The following is a 23,235-nucleotide window of genomic DNA, read 5'->3' on the forward strand; positions in this document are numbered from 1 at the left end:
TGGGATCGCACCACGTCGGCGAGGGCCGCTACCCCGGAACGCGACTTACCCTCCGCGTGTCACGAAGAACGGCCCGGGCCTGACAAGGTTCAACCTTGCGGTCCGGGCCGTGTTTGTCAGTTCAAGTCAGGTCAGTTCGGCAGCGAGAAGACGGTCAGCTGACCACCGAGCGCGGTGTACTTGGAGAGGGCGGCATAACCACCCACCGCACCGAGACCGGCGTTCGGATCCGTCAGACCAGCCGCAAGACCGATACCGGCCCAGCCACCGACGCCCGACAGGATGGCGATGTACTGCTTGCCACCATGCTCGTAGGTCGTGACGTTGCCGATGATGCCCGACGGCGTCTTGAACTTGTACAGTTCCTTGCCGTCAGTAGCGTCGACCGCCTTCAGGTAGCCCTCGAGGGTACCGTAGAAGACAACGTCGCCAGCCGTCGCCAGAGCGCCGGACCACACCGAGAACTGCTCGGGGAGCGACCAGACGATCTTGCCGTTGACACCGTCCCAGGCGATGAAGTTGCCCATGCCGCCATGGCTGTTCGGCGCGGGGTACATCGACAGGGTGGCACCGACGTAGGGCTGACCCGCGGTGTAGGACACGCGGAACGGCTCGTAGTCCATGCAGACGTGGTTGGTCGGGACGTAGAACAGCTTGGTCTTCGGCGAGTAGGCCGCAGGCTGCTGGTCCTTGGTGCCGAGAGCCGCCGGGCAGACGCCCGTCGTGTTCACGTCTTCACCGTTCTGGTGGGTGGAGTACTGGGCAACAACCGCCGGGCGACCATAGGTCGGGCTGTTCTTGTCCATGTCCACGCCAGTCGTCCAGTTCACGACCGGATCGTACTTCTCGGCAACGAGCAGCTCGCCGGACTCACGATCCATCGTATAGGCGAGGCCGTTACGATCGAAGTGGGTCAGAAGCTTGCGGGTTGCGCCGCCGACTTCCTGCTCGGTGAGGATCATCTCGTTGACGCCGTCGAAGTCCCACTCGTCATGCGGGGTCATCTGGTAGACCCACTTGGCCATGCCGGTGTTCAGGTCGCGGGCCCAGATCGTCATGGACCAGCGGTTGTCACCAGGACGCTGAGCGGGGTTCCAGGTCGACGGGTTGCCGGAGCCGTAATAGACGAGGTTCAGCTCGGGATCGTACGAGAACCAGCCCCAGGTGGTGCCGCCGCCGATCTTCCACTGATCGCCTTCCCACGTCGCGATGCCCGAGTCGGCGCCGACCGGCTTGCCGAGATGGGTGGTCTTCTCGCCATCCATCAGGGTATCCGCATCCGGACCCATCGAGTAGCCGCGCCAGGCCTTCGAACCATCCTTCAGGTTGTAGGCGGTGATCGAACCACGAACACCGAACTCGCCACCCGAGATGCCGATGAGGACCTTATCACCGAAGACGTGCGGAGCGGCAGTGCCGGTCTCGCCGATCGCCGGATCGCCGTTCTTCACCGACCAAGCGACAGCGCCGGTCTTGGCGTCGAGCGCCACGACGGTGGTGTCGGCCTGATGCAGGATGATCTTGCCGTCGCCGTAGGCCACGCCGCGGTTCACGGTGTCGCAGCACATGACCGGGATGACGTTCGGATCCTGCTTGGGCTCGTACTTCCACAGGATCGCGCCGTCGTTGTTCAGGTCGAGCGCATAGACGATGTTCGGGAACGGCGTGTGGACGTACATCACGTCGCCGATGATCAGCGGGCCACCCTCATGGCCGCGCAGGACACCGGTCGAGAAGGTCCAGGCGACCTGGAGCTTGCCGACGTTGTCCTTGGTGATCTGGTTCAGCTCGGAGTAGCGCGTATTGGCGAAATTACCAGCCTGCGCGACCCACTGCTTCGGGTCCTTCATCAGGCCAGCCAGCTCTTCGTTGGCGAAAGAAGAAGTCGCAAACAGAGCGACGGCCGCAGTCATGCATGCCGTGTGCAGCACTTTTCTCATTAGTGTTCTCCCTAGACCACACTTTATGAGTGCTCATTGGAGTCTGTTTAGATGCACGCCTCAAAGAGAGAACGCCGCACTTCCGCAAACTCAGTCGAGTTCATCTCCGATCGTGTGTCACGCCCGACGAGCCGGGTTCCCTCTCCCCGCTCTACGGCCTGCGATGGTCGTCGGCGTTCCCTCAAACGCCGGCGCCTGATCGATCGGCGACTCCGATGACCTTACTCAGCTTTCAGGGACCAAGCAAGTTGGATACTGTGTGCTCAACTTGAGCCGTTAAGTAAGCGTCTCTGACATAGCGGGCGGAAATGCATCATGACAAGGCATGCCTCCAAAGCAGCTTACCTCAATGAAATCAGAGGCTTGATAACAAAGATGCACAACGCCTCGATAGGCGCGGCCTATCGGGTGAAAGTTATAACTCGTTTTGCCGCGCACAGCTTTATTGCAGTGCACAATAAAACAGGGCTAAGACTTTCGTACCACTGGGCGGCATTGGTTTATGTACTGCTAACGTACTTCTCACTAGTTCCCATTTCGTTTGCCGCGGATGATCCTCGTCCTCTTGAAGTAAAAGAGGTTGCTCCGGGCGTCTTCGTACACAAAGGCATCAATGCGCTGATGCTTGCGGAAAATGGTGGAGCCATCGCCAATGTCGGATTTGTAGTCGGAGCGCAATCCGTTGCCGTGATCGACACCGGCGGAAGCCGCAGGCAGGGCGAAGCGCTACTCAAATCGATTGAACAACATACCGACCTGCCCGTTCGCTGGGTGATCAACACGCACGTCCACCCCGATCACGTCTTCGGCAATGCAGCATTCCTGGGACGGGATGTCGCATTCGTCGGTCATGTCCGCCTGCCGGACGCTCTGCAACAGCGTTTCGAGCATTATCTGGCTGCAAACCGCGCTTCCATGACCGAAAGGCTGCTCGCCGGCACCGAACTGGTGCTGCCCACCGAAACGGTCGCCGATGTCCGGCAGATCGACCTCGGAGGCCGAATCCTGACGCTCCGGGCCTGGCCCGTGGCCCATACCGACAGCGACCTGACGGTGTTCGACGAGACCACCGGCACGCTGTTTTCCGGCGATCTGGTGTTCCTGGAGCACCTGCCCTCCATCGACGGCAGCCTGCGGGGCTGGCAGAAGGCGCTCGACGGCCTCGCGGCGATCCCGGCGACCCGTGTCGTGCCGGGCCACGGGCCGATCGATTCGCCCTGGCCCGCCGCAATCGAGCCGGAGCGCCGGTACTTCGACGCGCTGGCCAAGGATCTGAAAACCGCGATCGACGCCGGCATCCCGCTCGCCACCGCCGTTCAGACGGCCGGTGAGGGCGAGCGGGGCGACTGGCTGCTGTTCGACCAGTTCAACATGCGCAACGCGACTGCCGCCTACGCTGAACTGGAATGGGAATAGGTCGAACGCGCTGATGTGATCACCTGCCCTATGGCAAATAGCGGCGGATTCGCACATCTTGTCAGGTGACCGGGTCCGCGCGCCGTCGGCGCCGACAAGAATGAACCGGGAGGAGACTGCACTATGACCCTTTCCACCTTCACTGCCGCGGTGGCGGCTCTCGTGATGGGCATCGGCCTATCCGCCGGAACCGCGATCGCGCAGTCTGTAGTGGCTCCCGCCGGCGCAGAGACCGACGAAGTCTGGAGCGGCCTCGTCACCGACGTCTTCGACGGCCGCCCGATGCAGGACGGTGCGGGGATCATCGAGCTGGAAGCGCCCTACCGGGCCGAGGACGCCGCGATCGTTCCGATGGCGATGAACGTCAAGCTGCCGCCCAACGACACGCGCTCCATCCGCAAGGTCACGCTCGTCATCGACCAGAATCCGGCCCCGGTAGCCGCCGTGTTCGAACTCGGCGAGAAGGCCGGCATCGAGCGCATCGAGACGCGGGTTCGCGTCAACATGTACTCCAAGGTCCATGCGGTGGCTGAGGCCAGCGACGGCACGCTCTATATGACCGAGAAGTTCGTGAAGGCCTCCGGCGGCTGCTCCGCGCCCGCGAACAAGGACGCAGTCGCCGCTCTGAAGAACCTCGGCCAGATGAAGCTGCGCCAGTTCGCCGCCGCCACGCCCGCGCCGGGCACGGAGCGCCGCGAAGCCCAGGTGATGCTGCGCCACCCGCAGTATTCCGGCCTGCAGATGGACCAAGTGACCCGCAACTACATTCCGGCCTGGTTCATCTCGGACCTGACGGTCCGCCAAGGCGAGGACATGCTGCTGAAAGTAAGCGGCGGCATTTCGCTCTCGGAAGACCCCAACATCCGCTTCAGCTATCTCTCCAACGGTGCGGACACGATCACCGTCGATGCCATCGACACCGAGCAGAAAGTGTTCCGCTCCAGCTTCCCCGTGGAGAACGGCGGCAGCTGACCGGCCCCCACACCCGAGACATGAAAAAGCCCCGGCAAGACCGGGGCTTTTATACATCTGATCCCGCTTTGCCCCGGCTCAGAAGCAGCGCATCTCCGCTTCCGCCTGCGCCCGCCGCAGGTCGCCGACCGCCGCCTTCGATTCCTCGCTGGTGCGAAACACCACGCCCTTTTCGCCGGTCTGCAGGCCGAGCGAGATGAACGTCGAGGCCTCCTCGTAACGGGCGTAGGGGATGATCGTGGCGATCACGTCGATCGAGCAGGAGCAGTGCTCCATGGCCTGCTGCGTCTCGCCGTTCGCCTTCATGCAGCCGTAGACGTAGTCCGCGCGCGCCATGGTCGGGAAATCGTTGAGAACGGCGGGCTCCTGCGCCAGGGCCGGCGCCGCGGCCATCGCGAAGGCGGCCGCGCACAGGGTCGCGTTGAGTCTCATCCAGGCATCCTCCCTCGGTTCTTCACTGTTGCCGCTAACATGGCACCGGCCCCCACCCATTTCCATAGGCGTGACGACGGTCACAACGCCGCTCCGCCCAGCCGGTCTCCGGAGGCTTCCTCCTACGGAAGAAGGAGTCATGTTGAGTGTTTCGTCGCGATTGTTTAGTAACTGCGGCGTTACCTGCGACGTTCCAACGCAAGCGCTGCCCGCCTCGCCGATCCCAAGGCGGCGGAAATTATTGATCTTTTGACCAGACGTTCAGCTTTCAGGAGAATCGGGGAGTGGTGGCCGCTGGGGGGATCGAACCCCCATGGGCTAAGCCCGAGGCATTTTAAGTGCCTTGTGTATACCAGTTCCACCAAGCGGCCATCGCCGGAGCGGACGCGCCGGCAGGCCCCTGGGTTACGTGGCACGGAGGCGACAGGTCAAGACTGATCGAGCAACTGTCACGACGTCGGGCAGGATCCCGGGCGCGGGGGAGATCAGCCGCAGGTCGCCGCAGTGGCCTCGCCGTCCTTGCCGATCACGCTCACGCGGACGGAGGCGACGCCGCGCGACACGAAGCCGAGATCGTTGGCGGCGCGTTTGGAGAGGTCGATCACCCGGCCGCGCACGAACGGGCCGCGGTCGTTGATCCGCACCACGACGGACTTGCCGTTGCGCAGGTTCTCCACCTTGACCATGGTGCCGAAGGGAAGCGTCTTGTGGGCCGCGACGAGGGCCTGCGGATTGGCCCGCTCCCCGCTCGCCGTCCGGGTATGCATCGCATACCACGATGCCTTTCCGCACTGGACGCGGGCGGATGCCGGGATGGCACCGGCGGCGAATGCGGCCATGGCAACGGCCGCGATGATGGCGCGGCGAGCGCCCTTCGTCGTGGTGATCAATGTCTCGCCTTTCCAGATGGTCCGCGTTGCTGCCGCGGCGGTCTTCCAAGCCTCCACGCGGGTTCTGTTCAAGAACGGAACAGGCGCGCAAGAACCGAGAAGCCGGCCAACTGTGGCGAGAATCAGGCAGGCGTTAAGAATCGATTGCGATTCGTCAAGAGGTCGCACGCCTCTTTTACAAGATCGTCACAAGATTTTATCGGGCGAAACCGCCGGAATCAGCCGTCCCCGCGACCGCTGATCGGGGGCGCGTAGGCGAAGTCCATGTCCCACGGAAAATAGATCCAGGTGTCCTGGCTGACCTCGGTGACGAAGGTGTCGACCAGCGGTCGTCCCTTCGGCTTGGCATAGACGGTGGCGAAATGCGCCTTGGGGATCATCTCCCGGACGATGCGTGCCGTCGCCCCGGTGTCCACGAGGTCGTCGATGATCAGGATGCCGGCGCCCTGCCCGCCGTCCATCTCGATCAGCTTGGGATCGACGCCTTTCAGCACCTGCAGCTGCCCCTGGTCCTTGTACTCGTGGTAGGAGGCGACCCCCACCGTCTCGATCACCCGGATGCCAAGCTCGCGCGCTACGATCGCCGCCGGCACCAGACCGCCACGCGTGATGCAGACGATCGCAGTCCATTTCCCCTGCCCGGACAGCCGCCAGGCGAGCGCCCGCGCGTCGCGGTGGAACTGGTCCCAGGAAACGGGAAACGCCTTGGGGTTGAGCGGCTGGTGGCTGTCTTTCATGGCGGCGACCTTCGGATCAGACGGACGGTTCTGGGTTCAATACTTGACCGGCCTGGAGCCGGCGGCCTGTTCGGCGGCGATCCGGGCGAGCATCGCCTCCACCGCAGCGGTGGCCCGGGCGAGCGCCTCCGGATCGCGCGACCGCACGACGAGCTTGGTGGAGAAGCTGGTGCCGTTCATGACGGGATAGCTGCCGATCATCACATCGGCGTGGGCGGCGGCGACCGCGCCGAGTGCCGTGCCGATCAGCCCCTCGCCGAACGGACAGTCCACCGTGTTGGAGAGCACCTTCTCCCCGGTCTCCAGCAGTGGACCGATCGCCTGCAGCATGACCTCCATCACCTTGGGCACGCCCGCCATGACGAACACGTTGCCCAGGCGGAAGCCCGGCGCCTTGGTCAGCGCATTGGGGATGAGATCCGCACCGGCCGGGATCCGCGCCATCCGCAGCCGGGCCTCGGTCAGGTCCTCGGGACGCTGGTAGTGCCCCTTGAGGATCTCCACCGCCCGCGGGTCGAGGTCGACCGGAACGCCGAACGCCGCTCCGACCGCGTCCGCGGTGATGTCGTCGTGCGTGGGGCCGATGCCGCCGGTGGTGAACACATAGGTGTAGCGGGACCGCAGCGTGTTAATCGCCTCCACGATCATCGGCTGGTCGTCGGGCACCACGCGGATTTCGGTGAGGTCGATGCCGATGGCCGTCAGGAAGGATGCGATGGTGCCGGAGTTGGTGTCGCGTGTCCGCCCGGACAGGATCTCGTCGCCGATGACGACCACGCCCGCCGTGACGCGTCTCTCGCTGCCCTGTTCGCCGCTCATCGAAGTCCTCCCGGTCCAGCGGTCTAGCGCGTCGCCGCGCCCCGCTCAAGCGGGAGCTTCCCGGCGCACCCCCGCGCGGATATGGTCCGGCACCCCATCCGATGGACCGAGTCTCCCCATGCAGTTCGCCGATCCGCTCGTCTCCGCCCGCCTCGTCCGGCGCTACAAGCGCTTCCTGGCCGACGTCGTCCTCGACACCGGCGAGGAGGTAACGGCCCACTGCGCCAACCCCGGCTCCATGCTGGGCCTTGCCGCCCCCGGTTCGCGGGTCTGGCTGTCGCGGTCCTCCGATCCCAAGCGCAAGCTGAAGTACTCCTGGGAGATCGTCGAGGCGGACGGCGGCCTCGTCGGCATCAACACCGCCCACCCAAACGGGCTCGTCGCGGAGGCCATCCTCGGCGGCATCATCGCCGAACTCGCCGGCTACCCCGTTCTCCGGCGCGAGGTGAAGTACGGCAGGAACAGCCGCGTAGACCTGCTGCTGGAATGCCCCGAGAAGCCGCCCGCCTATGTGGAAGTCAAGAACGTCCACCTCATGCGCACGCCCGGCCTTGCCGAGTTTCCCGACAGCGTCACCAGCCGCGGCGCCAAGCATCTGGTGGAGCTCGGCGACATGGTGGAGGCCGGCCACCGGGCGGTGATGGTGTTCCTCGTTCAGCGCACCGATTGCACGGCGATGGCGCTTGCCGCCGACATCGACCCGGCCTACGCGGCCGCCTTCCGGGAAGCGATGGCGCGCGGCGTCGAAGCCGTCGCCTACGCCTGTCGGATCGACCCGGCCGGAATCCACACGGAACGGCGAATTCCGATCACGCCGCCCTGACATTCTTTGGCGGATGCGCAAAACGTCAGGAATGTTTATATAAGTGAGAACGAACGCAGCGCGCCGGACCGTGCTGCCCGACCCGGACGGCTCCCGTCGTCCTTCAAGACGAGATGGCTCATGGTGACTTACGTCGACGCCGCGGTCGCGCCGCTGCGCAACACAGGCGACATTCGCCTCTACAACGCCGACGATTTCGAAGGCATGCGCCGCGCCTGCCAGTTGACCGCCCGCTGCCTCGACGAACTGGTCGAGCGGGTCCGCCCCGGCGTCTCGACCGACGAGATCGACCGCTTCGTCTTCGAGTTCGGCATGGACCACGGCGCCCTGCCCGCGACGCTCTACTACCGCGGCTACACCAAGTCGTCCTGCACCTCGATCAACCACGTCGTCTGCCACGGCATTCCCAACGACAAGCCCCTCAAGGACGGCGACATCGTCAACATCGACGTGACGCTGATCCTCGATGGCTGGCACGGCGATTCCAGCCGGATGTACGGCGTGGGCGACGTCAAGCGCGCCGCCGAGCGCCTTATCGACGTGACCTACGAGTCCTTGCTGCGCGGCATCGCGGCCATCCGTCCCGGTGCCACCACCGGCGACATCGGCGAGGCGATCCAGAAGTATGTGGAGAGCGAGCGCTGCTCGGTCGTCCGCGATTTCTGCGGCCACGGCGTCGGCCGCCTGTTCCACGACGCCCCGAACATCCTCCACTACGGCCGGCGCGGCGAAGGCGTCGTCCTGAAGCCCGGCATGATCTTCACGGTGGAGCCGATGGTGAACCTCGGCCGCCCGCAGGTGAAGGTGCTGGCCGACGGCTGGACCGCCGTCACGCGCGACCGCTCCCTTTCGGCCCAGTTCGAGCACGCCGTCGGCGTCACCGACAACGGCTGCGAGATCTTCACGCTGTCGCCCGCGGGCCTCGACAAGCCGCCGGTCGGGCTGCGGTGACCGGCGCGGCGCAACGGCCGCGCGTCGCCAACATCCTGGAGACCGCGCTCTACGTCGCCGACCTCGAGAGGTCGGCGCGCTTCTATCGCGACGTGATCGGCCTTCTCCCGATGCTGGAGACCCCGCGCCTCGTGGCGATGGACGCCGGCGCCGGCGGCACGCTGCTGCTCTTCCAGGCGGGCGCCACGTCGGACGATCTCGTCGAGTCCTCCGGCACCATCCCCGGCCACGAAGGCGCCGGCCGCCTGCACATGGCCTTCGCGATCTGCGCCGAGGACCTGGACCCCTGGCGCGCGCACCTCGCTGCGCATGGAATCCCGCTCGCCGGCGAGGCGCGCTGGAGCCGCGGCGGCACCAGCCTCTACATCCGCGACCCCGACGGCCACGCGATCGAGTTCGCCACCCCGGGACTCTGGCCCAACGACGGCAGCCAAGCGGCCGCGGCGGAGGGCTGAGCAGCGCAAGCTCCGCCAACGCGCCTCGGCAGCGCCGACGCCGATCTTCCCGCCGCTCCCCCTCGACAACCCTCCCCGCCCCCGCCATTGATAGTTATCGCGAGTCTTTCCCACCGCGGAGCGCAAGGGCGATGGACGGGCTGGAGGATGGCAAGGCTGCCGTGCCGCACTACCACGGCCACCGCGACCGGCTGCGCGCCCGCTTTCGCGACGCCGGCGGCGACCTGCTGGCCGACTACGAACTGCTCGAGCTTGTGCTGTTCCGCTCCATTCCGCGTCAGGACGTCAAGCCGCTTGCCAAGACGCTGATCGCCCAGTTCGGCACCTTCGCCGAGGTGATCGGCGCCTCGGAAACCCGGCTGCGCTCGGTCCAGGGCCTCGGCGAGGCGACCATCCTCGACCTGAAGATCGTGCAGGCCGCCGCCCGCCGGATCGCCCGCGGCGCCGTGCTGAAGCGGCCGGTTCTGTCCTCCTGGAGCGCGGTGCTCGACTATTGCCGCGCGGCGATGGCCTTCGAGGAGAAGGAGCAGTTCCGCATCCTCTTCCTGGACAAGAAGAACGCCGTCATCGCCGACGAGGTGCAGCAGACCGGCACCGTGGACCACACCCCGGTCTACCCGCGCGAAGTGGTGAAGCGGGCGCTGGAACTGTCGGCCACCGCCATCATCCTGGTGCACAACCACCCGTCCGGCGACCCGACCCCCTCGCGCGCCGACGTGACCATGACCAAGCAGATCGTCGACGTCGCCCAGCCGCTCGGCATCGCCGTCCACGACCACGTCATCATCGGCCGCGACGGTCACTCCAGCCTGAAGGGGCTGAAGCTGATGTAGTGCTTTCGGCGTGCGCGCCGGATGTCGGTTGACCTGTTCGGCGCTCGAAGCCGGGGTAAGAGAGCCGTTCAGCCTACACTATGGGCAGAGACGCGTAAAACTTGCTCATCCCGTGTCCTTGCCCCGCAGATGATTTTGCCGCTTAAATCAGCATGACGGTGTGCGAAGGGCGAATGAATGCCTCCTGTAGCGTTCGACGAGATGAATGGGACCGGCGACGCGTGCCGGGCCGCCTATGGACTGATCAAATCCTGGCTCGACGCGACGGATCCGGAGTTCCTGAAGCGCCGCCAGCAGGAGGCCGAGTTCCTCTTCCGGCGGATCGGCATCACCTTCGCCGTCTACGGCGACGCGGAGGCCGACGAGCGGATCATTCCCTTCGACATCGTGCCGCGCGTGCTGACCAACAGCGAGTGGGGCACCCTCTCAAAGGGTCTGACGCAGCGCGTGACGGCCTTGAACCGCTTCCTGGCGGACATCTACGGCAAGGGTGACATCATCCGCGCCGGCATCATCCCCGAGCAACTGGTCTATCAGAACCCGTCGTTCCGGCCCGAGATGCTGGGCGTCAAGCTGCCCGCCGACGTCTACGTTCAGATCGCCGGCATCGACGTGATCCGCACCGACGACAAGGACTTCTACGTCCTTGAGGATAACGCGCGCACGCCGTCCGGCGTCTCCTACATGCTGGAGAACCGGGACGTGATGATGCGCCTCTTCCCCGACCTGTTCGCCGAGGCGCGCATCCAGCCGGTGGAGAACTATCCGGACGAACTGCTGGCGACGCTGCGCAGCCTAGCGCCTGCCTCCGCCCCGTCCGAGCCGACCGTGGTGCTGATGACGCCCGGCCCGCTGAACTCGGCCTACTACGAGCACTCCTTCCTGGCCGACAAGCTGGGCGTGGACCTGGTGGAGGGCCGCGACCTCTTCGTGCGCGACAACGTCGTCTACATGCGCACCACCGAGGGCCCGCAGCGGGTCGACGTGATCTACCGCCGCATCGACGACGACTTCCTCGACCCGCTGGTGTTCCGGCCCGATAGCGTGATCGGCGTGCCCGGCCTGATCTCGGCCTACCGCGCCGGCAACGTCACGCTGGCCAACGCCGTCGGCACCGGGGTCGCCGACGACAAGGCCATGTACACCTACATGCCCGACATCGTCCGCTTCTACCTCGGTGAGGAGCCGATCCTGAAGAACGTGCCGACCTGGCGCTGCCGCGAGCCCGATTCGCTGAAATACGTGCTGGAGCACCTCCCCGAACTCGTCGTGAAGGAGGTCCAGGGCTCTGGCGGCTACGGCATGCTGGTCGGTCCCAAGGCTGACAAGGCCATGATCGAGACCTTCGCCGCCAAGCTGCGCGCCGATCCCGACAACTTCATCGCCCAGCCGACGCTGGCGCTCTCCACCTCACCCACCTTCGTCGGCGAGGGCATCGCCCCTCGTCACGTCGACCTGCGCCCCTTCGTTCTCACCGGTTCGGACCGGGTGCGCATCGTTCCCGGCGGTCTGACGCGCGTGGCGCTGAAGGAGGGCTCCCTGGTGGTCAACTCCAGCCAGGGCGGCGGCACCAAGGACACCTGGATCATCGAGGACCCCGACGACGACGAGGACGCGGCCCTCGGCGGCGGGATGGTTTCGCAGAGCCAATCCCAATCGCAAGGGGGGTCGTGACGGCCTTGCCCCTGCCCGCGCGGACCGAACCCCTGCCCCACACCGACCGGACCCGTCCATCATGCTGAGCCGCCACGCCGACAGTCTCTTCTGGCTCGCCCGCTACGTCGAACGCGCGGAGAACACGGCCCGCCTGCTGGAGGCGGCCGCCCGCCTTTCCGCCATGCCGGTAGCCCATGCCGAGGGCGCCAACGAATGGGAGATGGCCGTCGCCGCCACCGGCACGCTCGACAGCTTCGCCGCCACCTACGGCGAGGCCAACGCCCGCACTGTGGTCGACCATCTCGCCTTCTCGAGCACCAACCCCTCCTCGATCCGCTCCTGCCTGGAGACCGCCCGCACCAACGCCCGCTCGGTCCGCACCGCGCTGACCATGGACATGTGGGAGACCATCAACCTCGGCTGGCTGGAGATGCGCCGCTTCTCCGCCGCCAAGATGAACCGGCAGGAGCTCTCCGACTTCCTCACCTGGGTTAAGGAGACCTCGCTGCGCTTCGACGGTTCGGCCTACCGGACGATGCTGCGAAACGACGCCTATTATTTCCTGCGCCTCGGCACCTACATCGAGCGGGCCGACTTCACAGCCCGCATCCTCAACGTCAAGGCCAACGTGCTCGACCCGGACCGCCCCACCGTCGGCGGCGGCTTCGACTACTACCAGTGGTCCTGGATCCTACGGTCCGTGTCCGCTCTGACCAGCTACCACTGGGTCTATCGGGAGAACCTGAAGCCGCACCTGGTCGCCGACCTGCTGATCCTCAAAGAGGAGATGCCGCGTTCTCTGGTCTCCTGCTACGACAACATCACCCGCTTCCTCGACAGCCTCGCCCGCGACTACGGCCGCCAGGGCCCCAGCCAGCGTCGGGCACGCTCCACGCTCGGCCGACTGCAGGGCTGCGACCTCGACGAGCTCTTCAAGGCCGGCCTCACCGATTTCCTCGCCGATTTCGTCTGGGACAACGGCCGCCTCGGCGCCGCGATCGCCGAACAGTATCTTGAGTAGCCGCGATGCGTCTGAAGATCGTCCACGAGATCGCATCCCAGTTCGACCCGCCGATCACCAGCGCGATTCGCAAGGTTCGCCTGACCCCGCGCACCTACGACGGCCAGTACGTCGGCGAATGGCGCATCGACGTCGACCAGGACTGCCGCCTCGACCGCGTCCTCGACGCCTACGGCAACATCATCCACAACTTCTCCCTTGCCGGCCCGGTCCGTGCCTTCACCGTCACCGCCATGGGCGAGGTGGAGGTCGACGACACTGCCGGCGTGCTGCAGACGGCCGCGCGCCTGCCGCCCGGGCTCTTCATGCGCGAGACGCCGCTGACCCACGCGGACCAGGACCTGCGCGACTTCGGGTGGACCGTGGCCGAGGCCGCGGGCGAAAATCCGCTCGACCGCTGCCACGCGCTGATGCACGCCCTGGCCGACAGGATGCAGCCGGAAGGCGATCCGGCCGACGACATCTGCGGAACGGTGACCACCGCCGCGCCCGCGGTCTTCGCGTCCGGCAAGGCCGGCCCGATCGGAATGGCGCACGTCTTCATCGCGGCGGCGCGCCATATCGGGGTACCGGCTCGCTTCGTCACGGGCTACGTCTGGCGCGACGACGAGCGCGACAGCGGCAGCGCGGCCCACGCCTGGGCCGAAGCTCATGTCGACGGTCTCGGCTGGGTGGGCTTCGACGTGACGGGACGGACCTGCCCGACGGACGCCTACGTCCGGGTGTCGGCGAGCCTGGACCAGAACGGCGCCGCCTTTATGCGCGGCGCCAACACGGGGGTTACGGCCGCCAGCACGGAGAGCCGGGCGACCATCGCCGTTTCGCGGGGATGATACGGTCCGGCCGTGCGGCTGGGGCTGGGATCGTGTGGCCGGCCTCGGCGGACGCGGCACGCTTCCGTCCGGCTCTTCGCGTCGAATTGTCGACTGACGACGGCCCCGGCATGCTCTAAAAGCCGCGGCTAGGGATTGACGGCGCTTTCGAGCTGCCGGGGGGAATGGCTGGAGCTACCGATGACCTACTGCGTGGGGATCCTCGTCGCCGACGGGCTGACCTTGATCGCGGATACCCGCACCAACGCGGGCCTCGACAACATCGCCCAATACCGCAAGCTCCACATCTTCGAGCGCCCTGGCGACCGCATCGTCTCGATCGCCACCGCCGGAAACCTGGCGGTGACGCAGGCGGTGATCTCGCTGCTCAACGAGGGGATCCGCGACCCGGACACCGGCGACCACGAGACGCTGTGGACGCAGCCCTCCATGTTCCGCGTGGCGCAGTTCGTCGGCAAGGCGATCCGCGAGGTCTATCGCGTCGACGGCGCGGCGCTGGAGCAGTCCGCAGCCGGCTTCGACGTGACGATGCTGGTCGGCGGGCAGATCTCCAAGGGCCGTTTGCGCCTGTTCATGATCTATCGCCAGGGCAACTTCATCGAGGCGACCGAAGACACGCCCTTCCTCCAGATCGGCGAGCACAAGTACGGCAAGCCGATCCTCGACCGCGCCATCAAGTTCACCACCGGCATCGACGAGGCGTTGAAACTGGGCCTGATCTCGATGGATTCCACCATGCGCTCGAACCTCGGTGTGGGCATGCCGATCGACCTGGTCACCATCCGCCGGGACGCGATCCGCCACGACGTGCTCCACCGCATCGAGGCGGGCGAGCCCTATTTCCACGACCTGCGCGAACGCTGGGGGGCCGCCTTGCGCGCCGCCCACCAGGCGATTCCCAAGCCGCCCTATTCCGGCTGACGGTCAGTCCGCGCCGGCAAGATCCGTGAGGATCGGGCAGTCCGGTCGATCGTCGCCATGGCAGGCATGGACGAGACGGTTGAGCGTCGCCTTCATCGCCTGGAGTTCGCGGATCTTCACCTCGACGTCGCGGATCCGCGCCTCCGCAAGCGCTCGCACGTCCGCGCTCGCCCGCGACCGATCTTCGTAGAGCGACAGCAGGTGGCGGCAGTCCTCGATGGAGAAGCCGAGCGAACGCGCCCGCTGCAGGAAGCGCAGCTTGTGGAGCTCCGTGTCCCGGTACTCACGATAACCGTTGCCGGTCCGCGGCGGCTTCAGAAGGCCGATGTCCTCGTAGTAGCGGATCGTCTTGGCCGGTAGGCCCGACAATTCCGCCGCCTCGCCGATGTTCATGGCTGACCTCGCAGAAAGAATCGCTTCGCTCTCATGTAGGTGCGAAGCGACGCCGTTGCGAAGGGTTTCAGTGCAGCAGGAACTGGGCGTCCACCTTCCTCACCTCGGCCGGGCCGATGAGCTTGCGATGGGCAACGTCGACCGAGTGGAGCGCCCCATCGAGTTTGGTTCGCCAAAACTGCAGAAATCGCGACAGCTCTGGAAACTCGGGCGCCAGATCGTAGTCCTGCCAGACGTAGCTTTGCAGGATCTTGGGGTGGTCCGGCAGTCGGTAGAGAATATGGGCCGTGGTAAGTCCGTAGCCCGCCAACTGTAGCTTGAACTCGGGTGTGACCATTCCATACCTCGCAGTGACACGGATGGCTGATCCGGCGTCGAACCCTTGCGGCGCCGACAGCCAATGGTGCCATCACGAGACTGCGGGGAAAAGTGTTTTTACAAGCTTAATCAATAAGTTAGCAGCAGAGTGGCGAGAGTGCTGCCAAAACAGGCCTGCCGCGAACTTGGGCGCGCGGGACCGATAGTCCCGCCCGGCCGATCTGTCAAGCGGATGCGCCACGGCCCGACGGTGATGGCCCTACGGGGAGGTCACCACCTTCAGCGCGTCGAGATAGGCGATCACGTTGGCGATCTGGGGCGGGTCCAGCGTGACCTGTGGCATCTCCGGATGGCCTGTGACGATCCCCTCCGCCAGGCTCTCCTCCAGGTCCTCCGGCTGGTAGCGGGTGACCACCTCGCGGAACGCCGGCGCCTTCGGATCCGTGCTGGCGTCGGTGGCCCCAACGGCATGGCAACCGGAGCAGGTCGTCTGCAGATAGATCTTTCCCTGGAGGGCCGACGGCCCCTCCGTGGGCGCGGCGCTGCCGGCGGCCGTCGGGGCGTCGGCCGGCGTCTCCGGCGGCGGGCTGGTCGGCCCGGCGACGGTGGCATCGGGAGCCCCGGTCGGCGCGGACTGCGCCGCCGCCGGAACGGTGCCGAGCAGCGATACGGCGAGAATGACGAGAGCGTGTCGCATGGTCATGGTCGAATCTCCAGGCGGCCAGCATGGAGATCCCGCCTCCGCCGCGCCAGGGGGGCAACGCCGGACAACGGCTTCCGTTCGACGATCAGCCCTTGGTGCGGAGCGTGGACCGGCCGCCGTCAACGCCGATCACTTGCCCGGTGATCCAGGACGCTCCCTCGCCGAGGAGAAAGACGGCGAGGCCCGCAATGTCGACAGGCGTGCCGATCCGCGGCAGGGCATGCAGGCCGGCAATCGCCTTCACCATCGCCTCGTTGGAAGTCATGCCGGCGGCAAGTGGCGTATCGGTGAGGCTCGGCGCGACGGCATTGACCCGAACCTTGGGCGCCAGTTCGGCGCCGAGCGACAGCACGAGCCCCTCCACAGCGCCCTTGGCCATCGCGATCGAGGCGTGATTGGCGAATCCCTGCCGGGCGGCGACGCTGGAGAAAAGCACCACGGAAGCCCCGCTGGCGGCGCGCTGCATCGCCGGCAGGTGCGCCCGCACGGCACGTGCCGCCCCGAGCGCGTTGAGCGTGAAATCGCTGAGATAGTCCGCGTCGGTGAGACGGGCGAGCGGCTTCAGCGTGATCGTCCCCACCGCGTAGACCAGCCCGGCGACCGGGCTGTCTCCGACATCCTGCACGACGCGATCGAAGGTTGCGGGATCGGTGACGTCGCCCTCGGTGACGCCGCAGCCGATCTCCGCGCCGAGCGCGGCGAGCCGGCCTCCGTCGCGGGCGACCAGATGCACCGCCCGTCCGGCCCGGGCCAAGGCCCGCGCGATCTCTGATCCGATGCCGCCCGTTCCGCCGTAGATGATCGTCCGGTCCGTCATATGCGTATCCCTGCAAACTGCTGATAGAGGGTCTACGCTGAGCCGGTCGCCCTGGTTCAGGACGCATCATGCCGAAGATGATCAAGAAGGCCGACCTGCCGACCAAGACCTGCGCCGCATGCGGTCGCCCGTTCGCCTGGCGCAAGAAATGGGAACGCGTCTGGACAGAGGTGAGGTTCTGCTCAAACCGCTGCCGTCGGTCCGGAAAAAGCGAGCGGGTTCAATAGGCTGCGCCTTGAATCGGATTCGATCTCTGAACCCGCCTCAGGCGATCTGGCGCAGCCACTTGCGCGGATCGAACCGCTTCGCGTCGTCACCGGCCAAGGCGCCGCACAAATCCTTCACGGCGTCGAGATTGTGGATCGGCCGGAACTCGTCCACATGCGGCAGCATCGCCTTGACGCCGGCCGCGCGTGCTTCGAAGCCTTCGAAGCGCAGCAGCGGATTGAGCCAGACCAGCCGGCGACAGGACCGGTGCAGCCGATCGGTTTCCTGGGCCAGTCCGGCGACATCGTCGCGTTCCAATCCGTCGGTGATGAGAAGCACGATGGGTCCGCCCGACATCACCCGGCGCGACCATTCCTTGTTGAAGAGATGCAGCGCCTCTCCGATGCGGGTGCCGCCCGACCAGTCGACCACGTGGTTGGTGCAGGCGATCAGCGCCTCGTCCGGGTCCTTCATGCGCATCTGCCGGGTCACGTTGGTCAGCCGCGTCCCGAACAGGAAGGTGGTGACCCGGCGCGTCGACGACAGCGCATGGAGAAAGTGCAGGAACAGCCGCGAGTACTGCGTCATCGACCCCGAGATGTCGAGCAGCGCCACGATCGGCGGATGAACCTGCTTCGGCTCGCGGAAGGCGAGCGGGATGATCGCGCCCCCGGCCCTCAGCGAGGCCTGCATCGTGCGCCTGAGGTCGATCTCGCGCGCCCGCGGCGCCGCCATCCGCCGCCGGACGGGCACCTTGTCCACCGGCATCACCAGCCCGCGCACCGCCTGGAGGGCCAGCGCGATCTCGTCCGCGGACATTTGGGCGAAATCCTTCTTCTGCAGGATCTCCCGGTCCGACACGGTGAAGCGGGCGTCGATCTCCACCTCCGGCCGCTCCACCTGCCGGTCGGCCGCGGCGTCGCCGAACAGCGCATGCGCCAGCCGCGCCGCTCCGGCCTTCGGCTTGTCCAGGGGCGCGCGCGGTGGCGCCACGGGCGAGAACACCTGCAGCATCTTCTCCACGAGCCCGCGGGACCGCCAGAACGTCCGGAACGCCTCGTCGAACAGGATGTGGTGCTCGCGCCGGGTCACGAAGATCGCATGCAGCGTCCAGTAGACGTCCTCCCGCGATCCGACACCGGCGATCGTCATCGCCTCCACCGCCTCGACCACCGACGCCGGCCCCACCGGCATTCCGGCGCGCCGCAGCAGCCGCGCGAAGTGCACGACGTTTTCGGGAAGACGGCTGGAGGGGGGAATGACGACAGCTTCGTTGTTCATCCAGCATTCTCGCTAATGTACGGCTGGCGCTCTTCATCGAAACGCATGCGATCGAGACGGCGAGCGCTGTGAACGAAGCGGAGCACGAGGAGGTATTCAGGGAAATAGCGGACTATCAAGGGATAGTCGTCAACCGGTACCGATCTGAAGTCCGGCCCGAACTCCGGCCTAAGCCTTCCCTGGACGGTCGAACTCCGTGCCAGCTTGCCGATCCTGCTTCTCACCTTGCGTAGGAAGGCATCAGAGACGCGCGGCTCACCAGACGTGCGATCGAGATGACGTCGAAGCTCGATAATGTCGTCTCGTGCCCTTGCGTGATAGATGAGCGTCCTCACCCAGCATCGCTCCCGACATCGTCGAGTTCTGTCACGAGCTGGCCGAAGACTTCGTCGTCGGAATAGTAAGGACCGTCCGCGTCCCGAACGGTCTCCTGGATTGCATCGCGCAAGGCAGCGGCGAACGCGGGATCGAGCGGCAGATCGTGTCCGCGACTATGATCCTGCCAGGCCTGTGCGATGCAGATTTCGATCTGCTCGGCGTTCGTACCGCGCAGATCGGAGATAATCCGTAGAAGCTGAGGCGTGACTTCCAGAGGCATGGCGTTCTCCAGAACTTCAATGATACCACACCGCCGGAGGTTGCAAAGCTTCACCCCGCCAGCGCCCTGCCCTTCGCCTCCTCCACAACGCGGCCGAGGTCGGATGTCTTCACTCGGGCGATGTCGTCCTGGTACTTCAGGAGCACGCCGAGGGTGTCGGACACCGTCTCCGGATCGAGCGCGAGCTTGTCGAGTTCGGCGAGCGCCGTCGCCCAGTCCAGCGTCTCGGCGACGCCCGGCACCTTGAAGAGGTCCATCTCGCGCAGCTTCTGGACAAAGGCGACCACTTGCCGCGCGAGCAGGTCGGGCGCCTTCGGCACCTTGGTCCGCACGATCGCCATCTCTCGCTCCACGTCGGGGTAGTCGACCCAATGGTAGAGGCAGCGACGTTTCAGGGCGTCGTGGATCTCGCGCGTCCGATTGGTGGTGATGATCACGATCGGCGGCGTTGGCGCCCTCACGGTGCCGAACTCGGGAATCGTCACCTGCGCATCGGCGAGCACTTCGAGAAGAAACGCTTCGAACGCCTCGTCGGCCCGATCGAGTTCGTCGATCAGGAGCACCGGCGCGCGCCCGTCCACCGTCGGCTCCAGCGCCTTCAGGATCGGCCGCTTGATCAGGAACTTCTCGGAGAACACGTCCGAGGCGATCTCGCCGCGATCCTCCACGCCGGAGGCTTCCGCGATCCGGATCTCCACCATCTGCGCGGCGTAGTTCCACTCGTAGACCGCGCTTGAGAGATCCAGGCCTTCGTAGCACTGCAGGCGGATCAGCGGCCGATCCAGCGTGGCGGCCAGTACCTTGGCGATCTCGGTCTTCCCGACGCCCGCCTCACCCTCCAGGAACAGCGGCCGCTGCATCTTCAGGCTGAGGAACAGGACGGTCGCGAGCGCCCGGTCGGCGACGTAGCCGCCACGGGTGAGAAGCGCGAGCGTGTCGTCGATGGAAGCGGGACTATCGATGGACATGAATTCCTCGGGCGCAGTTCGGCTGCGGGGTTGGCCGTTCGTTGCCGCCGTTATAGCACCGCCGCGCCGGATTCCGAGGGTGGCCGATAGTACGGGAGAGCGCTCAGGGAACCGGCTCGAAGCCGCCATCCTGCCATGCCTGGAGCGTGAAGTTCAGCCCCTCCAGGTCGCCCTTGTCGTCGAAGGAGACAGGCCCGATCACCGTGGGGAAGGCGCCCTCCGCGATCGCTGCGGCAACGGTTTCGAAGCCGCCGCCCCCTGCCGCCGCGGCCGCCCACACCTCCACCGCGGCATAGGCCGGCAGCGTGAAGCCGGCCGCCTCCGAGCCGGCGGCCCGGAACGCGGCGACCGCGTCCGCCGCGGCCGGCTCGCGGCGGTAGTCGGTCGGCAGCGCGAAGATCACGCCCGTTGCCGCAGGACCGGCGATATCGCGGAACTCCTCCAGCCCCAGCGCATCCCCGCCGATCAGCCGCGTCGAGAGCCCCCGGTTGGCCATCTCCGTCGCCACCACGGCGCCGTCCGCAGCCCCTGCCCCCACCACGAGCACATCGAGCGCGGCGTCCTGCACCTTGCCGGTCAGGTTCACCTGGCTCTTCTCGCCGGGGGTGAAGGTCTCGTTGAGGATCGTCGTCCCGCCGCCGGCCTCGAAGGCCTCCCGGGCGCCGTCGGTGATCTGGCGCCCGTAGACGCTGCCGTCGCTGGCAAAGCCCACCCGGCCGCCGGCGAAGGCCTTGAGAAGATGCGCGGCGATCGCCTTTGGCTGCTCGTCGGCACGGGCCGCGAGCCGGAAGACGCCCGGCCCGATCCGCTCGTCCGTGAAGCGCGGGTTGGTCGTCGCCGGACTGATGAAGACGATGCCGGCCTGTGAATAGACCTTTCCGGCCGGGATCGCCGCCGCGGCGCAGGCGTGCCCGACCACCAGCACCGCCCCCTTGCCGACGAGCTGGTTCGCCACGGCTTCCCCGGTCTTCGCCTCGCACTTGTCGTCGACCACTTCGACCACGACGCTCTGCCCGCCCACGCCGCCGGCCGCGTTCAGCACATCGACCGCCTGCGTCACGCCGGCGAGGATCTCGGACCCGACCGGCGCGAAGATGCCGCTCATCGGACCCGCAACGCCGATCACCACGTCTGCCGAGGCAGGCGAAGTCAGCGCGGTCAGGATCGGGATGAGGATGAAGGATCGCATGGCAATTTCGCGGAAGAAACCGGTTTCACTGTTTCATGGATGGCGGCGGAATCAAATCGGAGTCGCGGCGGGACTGGAGCCATGGTTAGCGGTCGCCCGCTCCGTCGCGCGGAAAGGCCCGCCCCGGTCTCCCGGGACGGGCCTGATCGGTAAGTCAGCCCTCAAAGGGCCGACCGGATCACTGCATCTGGATGTAGGTGATCTTGCCCGCGTCGTTCTTCTTCCAGACGTACATGGTGTAGTCCGGACGGGTGATGTCACCCTTCTCGTCGTAGCCGAGCGGGCCGACGGCCGTCTCGGTCACCGCGCCGCCCTTCAGCGCCTCGGCCACCTTCTGCGGATCGTTCTCGCCGGCGGCCTTGATGCCGGCAGCGATGATCTGAACCGCAGCGTAGGAGTAGAGGGTGTAGGCCTCCGGCTCGAAGCCGGCGGTGCGGAACTTCTCCACGATGTCCTTGGAGTTCGGGTTCGCACGCGGGTCGGGCGGGAAGGTCATCAGGGTGCCTTCGACGGCCGGGCCACCGATCGAGGCGAACTCGTCGGAGGTGATGCCGTCGCCGGACATCAGGACGGCCTTGAGGCCCTGGTCGGCCGCCTGGCGGACGATGAGGCCGGCTTCGGTGTGCAGGCCGCCGTAGTAGATGACGCCGACGTTCGCAGCCTTCAGCTTGGAGATGAGGGCGGAGAAGTCCTTGTCACCGACGTTGATGCCTTCGTAGACGGCTTCGGTGATGCCGAGGCCGTTGGCGGCCTTCTTGGTCTCGTCGGCAAGGCCCTGGCCGTAGGGGGTCTTGTCGTGGACGATCGCGACCGGAACGTCCTTGAAGTTGTCGGCGATGTACTTGCCGGCGACCGCGCCCTGCTGGTCGTCGCGACCGCAGGTGCGGAAGGTGTTCCACAGGCCGCGCTCGGTGAAGTTCGGGTTGGTCGAGGCCGGGGTGATCTGGAAGATGCCGTTCTCGGCATAGACTTCCGAGGCCGGGATCGAGACGCCCGAGTTGAAGTGGCCGACCACGTACTGCACGCCGTCACCAACGAACTTGTTGGCGACCGACACGCCCTGCTTGGGATCGGAGACGTCGTCGCCGAGCGAGATCACCAGCTGCTCGCCGTTGATGCCGCCGGCGGCATTGATGTCCGCAACCGCCTGCTCGGCGCCCTTCTGGAGCTGTGCACCGAACGCTGCGTTCGGACCGGTCAGCGGACCCGCGACGCCGATCTTGATATCGGCGAATGCGGAACCGGCGAACAGAACACTCGCCGCGAAGACCGCCCCTGTCAGAAGATGCTTCTTCATTCTTGTGCTCCCATCTGTGTCCGTGACTTGACTGCTGGGTAGCGCCATCCGGACCAAGCCACAGGCCGGAAGGCGTTTTACTAGGTCGCTTCCCGAACCAACGCTCGGGATAAGCTCCCCTTTAGCATCATGTCCCGCTGCCCCATGGATCCACCGAAGGGCTTGCCGGCAGGCACGCGGAAATGATGGTAACGGCAACCGCGCTGAGCGGTACGACGGTCGTGGGTGCCGGGCGGTTTCCGGCTCATCCGGCGGAAAGCCCGCAACCGACCGCCGATCATGAGACCTCTCCCTTGTGGTCCCCGAGGTTGGCCGGAACCTCGGGTCGCGAACTCCTGATGACGCGCCGCGTGGAGAATTTCGCCCATCTTTTCAGCGTTGTCACCCGGATTCAGACAAATCTGAAACAGCTTTCAGTTAACCTTTCGAACGCCACGATATAGGCCCCGACTGCTCGTAGAGCCAGAAGTACTGGCGCACCATCTGCCGCGTCCGGGTGTAGCGGAAACCGACGAAGGCGATGATCTCCAGGATCACCGTATCGACGATGTAGTAGTGCAGCGAAAGCAGCGTCCCGCCGAACACCGCGAAGTGGATGAACCGCACCGCCATCCCCAGGAACAGGATGTAGATGAACAGGATGAGCCCGCCCCGCCAGGTCTTGGCGCAGGCCCGTCCGGTCATCCACGCCGCCCATCCGCCGATCAGAACGGTGATCAGCGCGAAGAGGACGATGCTGTGTTCTTCGTAGAGAATGCCCTGCAT

Annotated in this window: 27 protein-coding genes and 1 tRNA gene; 11 read left to right on the forward strand and 17 right to left on the reverse strand. The window is 66.1% G+C overall.

Annotation, left to right across the window (positions count from 1 at the left end; translation table 11 throughout):
* Positions 1–131 precede the first annotated feature (131 nt).
* Positions 132–1,940 (reverse strand): lanthanide-dependent methanol dehydrogenase XoxF5, encoded by a 1,809-nt coding sequence (xoxF5, locus tag HZ321_RS10360; RefSeq protein WP_181702227.1) that lies wholly within the window; start codon positions 1,938–1,940, stop codon positions 132–134.
* 315 nt (positions 1,941–2,255) lie between these two features.
* Here xoxF5 and HZ321_RS10365 point away from each other — a divergent pair, with 315 nt between their 5' ends.
* A complete protein-coding gene (locus HZ321_RS10365; RefSeq protein ID WP_244635785.1) occupies positions 2,256–3,356 on the forward strand; it encodes a quinoprotein relay system zinc metallohydrolase 2 in 1,101 nt (366 codons plus the stop codon).
* A gap of 123 nt (positions 3,357–3,479) precedes the next feature.
* On the forward strand, positions 3,480–4,328 hold the full coding sequence (locus HZ321_RS10370; RefSeq protein WP_181702228.1) for a quinoprotein dehydrogenase-associated SoxYZ-like carrier: 849 nt from the start codon (positions 3,480–3,482) through the stop codon (positions 4,326–4,328).
* Positions 4,329–4,406: 78 nt separating this feature from the next.
* Here the strand turns inward: HZ321_RS10370 and HZ321_RS10375 are convergent, their stop codons facing one another.
* The 5 genes from HZ321_RS10375 to HZ321_RS10395 form a co-directional block, all read right to left on the reverse strand.
* A complete protein-coding gene (locus tag HZ321_RS10375) occupies positions 4,407–4,760 on the reverse strand; it encodes a hypothetical protein (RefSeq protein WP_181702229.1) in 354 nt (117 codons plus the stop codon).
* Positions 4,761–5,045: 285 nt separating this feature from the next.
* Positions 5,046–5,131: transfer RNA gene (locus HZ321_RS10380), tRNA-Leu, on the reverse strand.
* 114 nt (positions 5,132–5,245) lie between these two features.
* The gene (locus HZ321_RS10385; RefSeq protein WP_425305389.1) at positions 5,246–5,722 is read right to left on the reverse strand and encodes a septal ring lytic transglycosylase RlpA family protein; all 477 of its coding nucleotides are present in this window, start codon (positions 5,720–5,722) and stop codon (positions 5,246–5,248) included.
* A 146-nt stretch (positions 5,723–5,868) separates the two neighbouring features.
* The gene (gene gpt / locus HZ321_RS10390) at positions 5,869–6,387 is read right to left on the reverse strand and encodes a xanthine phosphoribosyltransferase (RefSeq protein ID WP_181702230.1); all 519 of its coding nucleotides are present in this window, start codon (positions 6,385–6,387) and stop codon (positions 5,869–5,871) included.
* Positions 6,388–6,423: 36 nt separating this feature from the next.
* Positions 6,424–7,206 (reverse strand): competence/damage-inducible protein A, encoded by a 783-nt coding sequence (locus tag HZ321_RS10395; RefSeq protein ID WP_181702231.1) that lies wholly within the window; start codon positions 7,204–7,206, stop codon positions 6,424–6,426.
* A 118-nt stretch (positions 7,207–7,324) separates the two neighbouring features.
* Here HZ321_RS10395 and sfsA point away from each other — a divergent pair, with 118 nt between their 5' ends.
* The 8 genes from sfsA (at position 7,325) to HZ321_RS10435 (ending at position 14,699) form a co-directional block, all read left to right on the forward strand.
* Positions 7,325–8,029, forward strand: coding sequence for a DNA/RNA nuclease SfsA (sfsA, locus tag HZ321_RS10400; RefSeq protein WP_181702232.1), 705 nt, complete (start codon positions 7,325–7,327; stop codon positions 8,027–8,029).
* A gap of 120 nt (positions 8,030–8,149) precedes the next feature.
* Positions 8,150–8,980 carry a type I methionyl aminopeptidase gene (gene map / locus HZ321_RS10405; RefSeq protein WP_181702233.1) on the forward strand — a complete coding sequence of 277 codons (831 nt, stop codon included), beginning with the start codon at positions 8,150–8,152 and terminating at the stop codon, positions 8,978–8,980.
* On the forward strand, positions 8,977–9,435 hold the full coding sequence (locus HZ321_RS10410; protein WP_181702234.1) for a VOC family protein: 459 nt from the start codon (positions 8,977–8,979) through the stop codon (positions 9,433–9,435). The genes map and HZ321_RS10410 overlap by 4 nt, the downstream gene beginning before the upstream one ends.
* A gap of 131 nt (positions 9,436–9,566) precedes the next feature.
* The gene (gene radC / locus HZ321_RS10415) at positions 9,567–10,268 is read left to right on the forward strand and encodes a RadC family protein (protein WP_181702235.1); all 702 of its coding nucleotides are present in this window, start codon (positions 9,567–9,569) and stop codon (positions 10,266–10,268) included.
* A 177-nt stretch (positions 10,269–10,445) separates the two neighbouring features.
* Positions 10,446–11,942, forward strand: a complete 1,497-nt coding sequence (locus HZ321_RS10420; RefSeq protein WP_181702236.1) for a circularly permuted type 2 ATP-grasp protein — start codon at positions 10,446–10,448, stop codon at positions 11,940–11,942.
* A 61-nt stretch (positions 11,943–12,003) separates the two neighbouring features.
* Complete coding sequence (locus HZ321_RS10425) at positions 12,004–12,945, forward strand: alpha-E domain-containing protein (RefSeq protein WP_181702237.1); 942 nt, start codon at positions 12,004–12,006, stop codon at positions 12,943–12,945.
* A gap of 5 nt (positions 12,946–12,950) precedes the next feature.
* A complete protein-coding gene (locus tag HZ321_RS10430; RefSeq protein ID WP_181702238.1) occupies positions 12,951–13,778 on the forward strand; it encodes a transglutaminase family protein in 828 nt (275 codons plus the stop codon).
* 180 nt (positions 13,779–13,958) lie between these two features.
* A complete protein-coding gene (locus tag HZ321_RS10435; protein ID WP_181702239.1) occupies positions 13,959–14,699 on the forward strand; it encodes a proteasome-type protease in 741 nt (246 codons plus the stop codon).
* Between the two features lie 3 nt (positions 14,700–14,702).
* Here the strand turns inward: HZ321_RS10435 and cueR are convergent, their stop codons facing one another.
* The 4 genes from cueR to HZ321_RS10455 form a co-directional block, all read right to left on the reverse strand.
* A complete protein-coding gene (cueR, locus tag HZ321_RS10440) occupies positions 14,703–15,092 on the reverse strand; it encodes a Cu(I)-responsive transcriptional regulator (protein WP_181702240.1) in 390 nt (129 codons plus the stop codon).
* A 67-nt stretch (positions 15,093–15,159) separates the two neighbouring features.
* Positions 15,160–15,429, reverse strand: a complete 270-nt coding sequence (locus tag HZ321_RS10445) for an usg protein (RefSeq protein WP_181702241.1) — start codon at positions 15,427–15,429, stop codon at positions 15,160–15,162.
* A gap of 240 nt (positions 15,430–15,669) precedes the next feature.
* A complete protein-coding gene (locus tag HZ321_RS10450) occupies positions 15,670–16,113 on the reverse strand; it encodes a c-type cytochrome (RefSeq protein ID WP_181702242.1) in 444 nt (147 codons plus the stop codon).
* Positions 16,114–16,198: 85 nt separating this feature from the next.
* Positions 16,199–16,930 carry an SDR family NAD(P)-dependent oxidoreductase gene (locus tag HZ321_RS10455; protein WP_181702243.1) on the reverse strand — a complete coding sequence of 244 codons (732 nt, stop codon included), beginning with the start codon at positions 16,928–16,930 and terminating at the stop codon, positions 16,199–16,201.
* Between the two features lie 68 nt (positions 16,931–16,998).
* Between HZ321_RS10455 and HZ321_RS10460 the strand changes: the two genes are divergently transcribed.
* On the forward strand, positions 16,999–17,157 hold the full coding sequence (locus tag HZ321_RS10460; protein ID WP_181702244.1) for a DUF2256 domain-containing protein: 159 nt from the start codon (positions 16,999–17,001) through the stop codon (positions 17,155–17,157).
* Positions 17,158–17,194: 37 nt separating this feature from the next.
* Here the strand turns inward: HZ321_RS10460 and HZ321_RS10465 are convergent, their stop codons facing one another.
* From HZ321_RS10465 to HZ321_RS10495, 7 genes are all read right to left on the reverse strand, one after another.
* Entirely contained in the window at positions 17,195–18,418 is a 1,224-nt protein-coding gene (locus HZ321_RS10465; RefSeq protein ID WP_181702245.1) for a vWA domain-containing protein, read from the reverse strand.
* Positions 18,415–18,753 carry a type II toxin-antitoxin system RelE/ParE family toxin gene (locus HZ321_RS22015; RefSeq protein WP_181702246.1) on the reverse strand — a complete coding sequence of 113 codons (339 nt, stop codon included), beginning with the start codon at positions 18,751–18,753 and terminating at the stop codon, positions 18,415–18,417. Before HZ321_RS22015 ends, HZ321_RS10465 begins: the two co-directional genes overlap by 4 nt.
* On the reverse strand, positions 18,750–19,016 hold the full coding sequence (locus tag HZ321_RS10475; RefSeq protein ID WP_181702247.1) for a hypothetical protein: 267 nt from the start codon (positions 19,014–19,016) through the stop codon (positions 18,750–18,752). Before HZ321_RS10475 ends, HZ321_RS22015 begins: the two co-directional genes overlap by 4 nt.
* 50 nt (positions 19,017–19,066) lie before the next feature.
* The gene (locus HZ321_RS10480; RefSeq protein ID WP_181702248.1) at positions 19,067–19,984 is read right to left on the reverse strand and encodes an AAA family ATPase; all 918 of its coding nucleotides are present in this window, start codon (positions 19,982–19,984) and stop codon (positions 19,067–19,069) included.
* A gap of 103 nt (positions 19,985–20,087) precedes the next feature.
* On the reverse strand, positions 20,088–21,173 hold the full coding sequence (locus HZ321_RS10485; protein WP_181702249.1) for a branched-chain amino acid ABC transporter substrate-binding protein: 1,086 nt from the start codon (positions 21,171–21,173) through the stop codon (positions 20,088–20,090).
* Between the two features lie 178 nt (positions 21,174–21,351).
* The gene (locus tag HZ321_RS10490; protein ID WP_181702250.1) at positions 21,352–22,470 is read right to left on the reverse strand and encodes a branched-chain amino acid ABC transporter substrate-binding protein; all 1,119 of its coding nucleotides are present in this window, start codon (positions 22,468–22,470) and stop codon (positions 21,352–21,354) included.
* Between the two features lie 417 nt (positions 22,471–22,887).
* Positions 22,888–23,235 carry a DUF6867 family protein gene (locus HZ321_RS10495; RefSeq protein WP_181702251.1) on the reverse strand — a complete coding sequence of 116 codons (348 nt, stop codon included), beginning with the start codon at positions 23,233–23,235 and terminating at the stop codon, positions 22,888–22,890.

The sequence above is a fragment of the Chthonobacter albigriseus genome, assembly GCF_013839445.1.
Lineage (GTDB): Bacteria > Pseudomonadota > Alphaproteobacteria > Rhizobiales > Pleomorphomonadaceae > Chthonobacter > Chthonobacter albigriseus.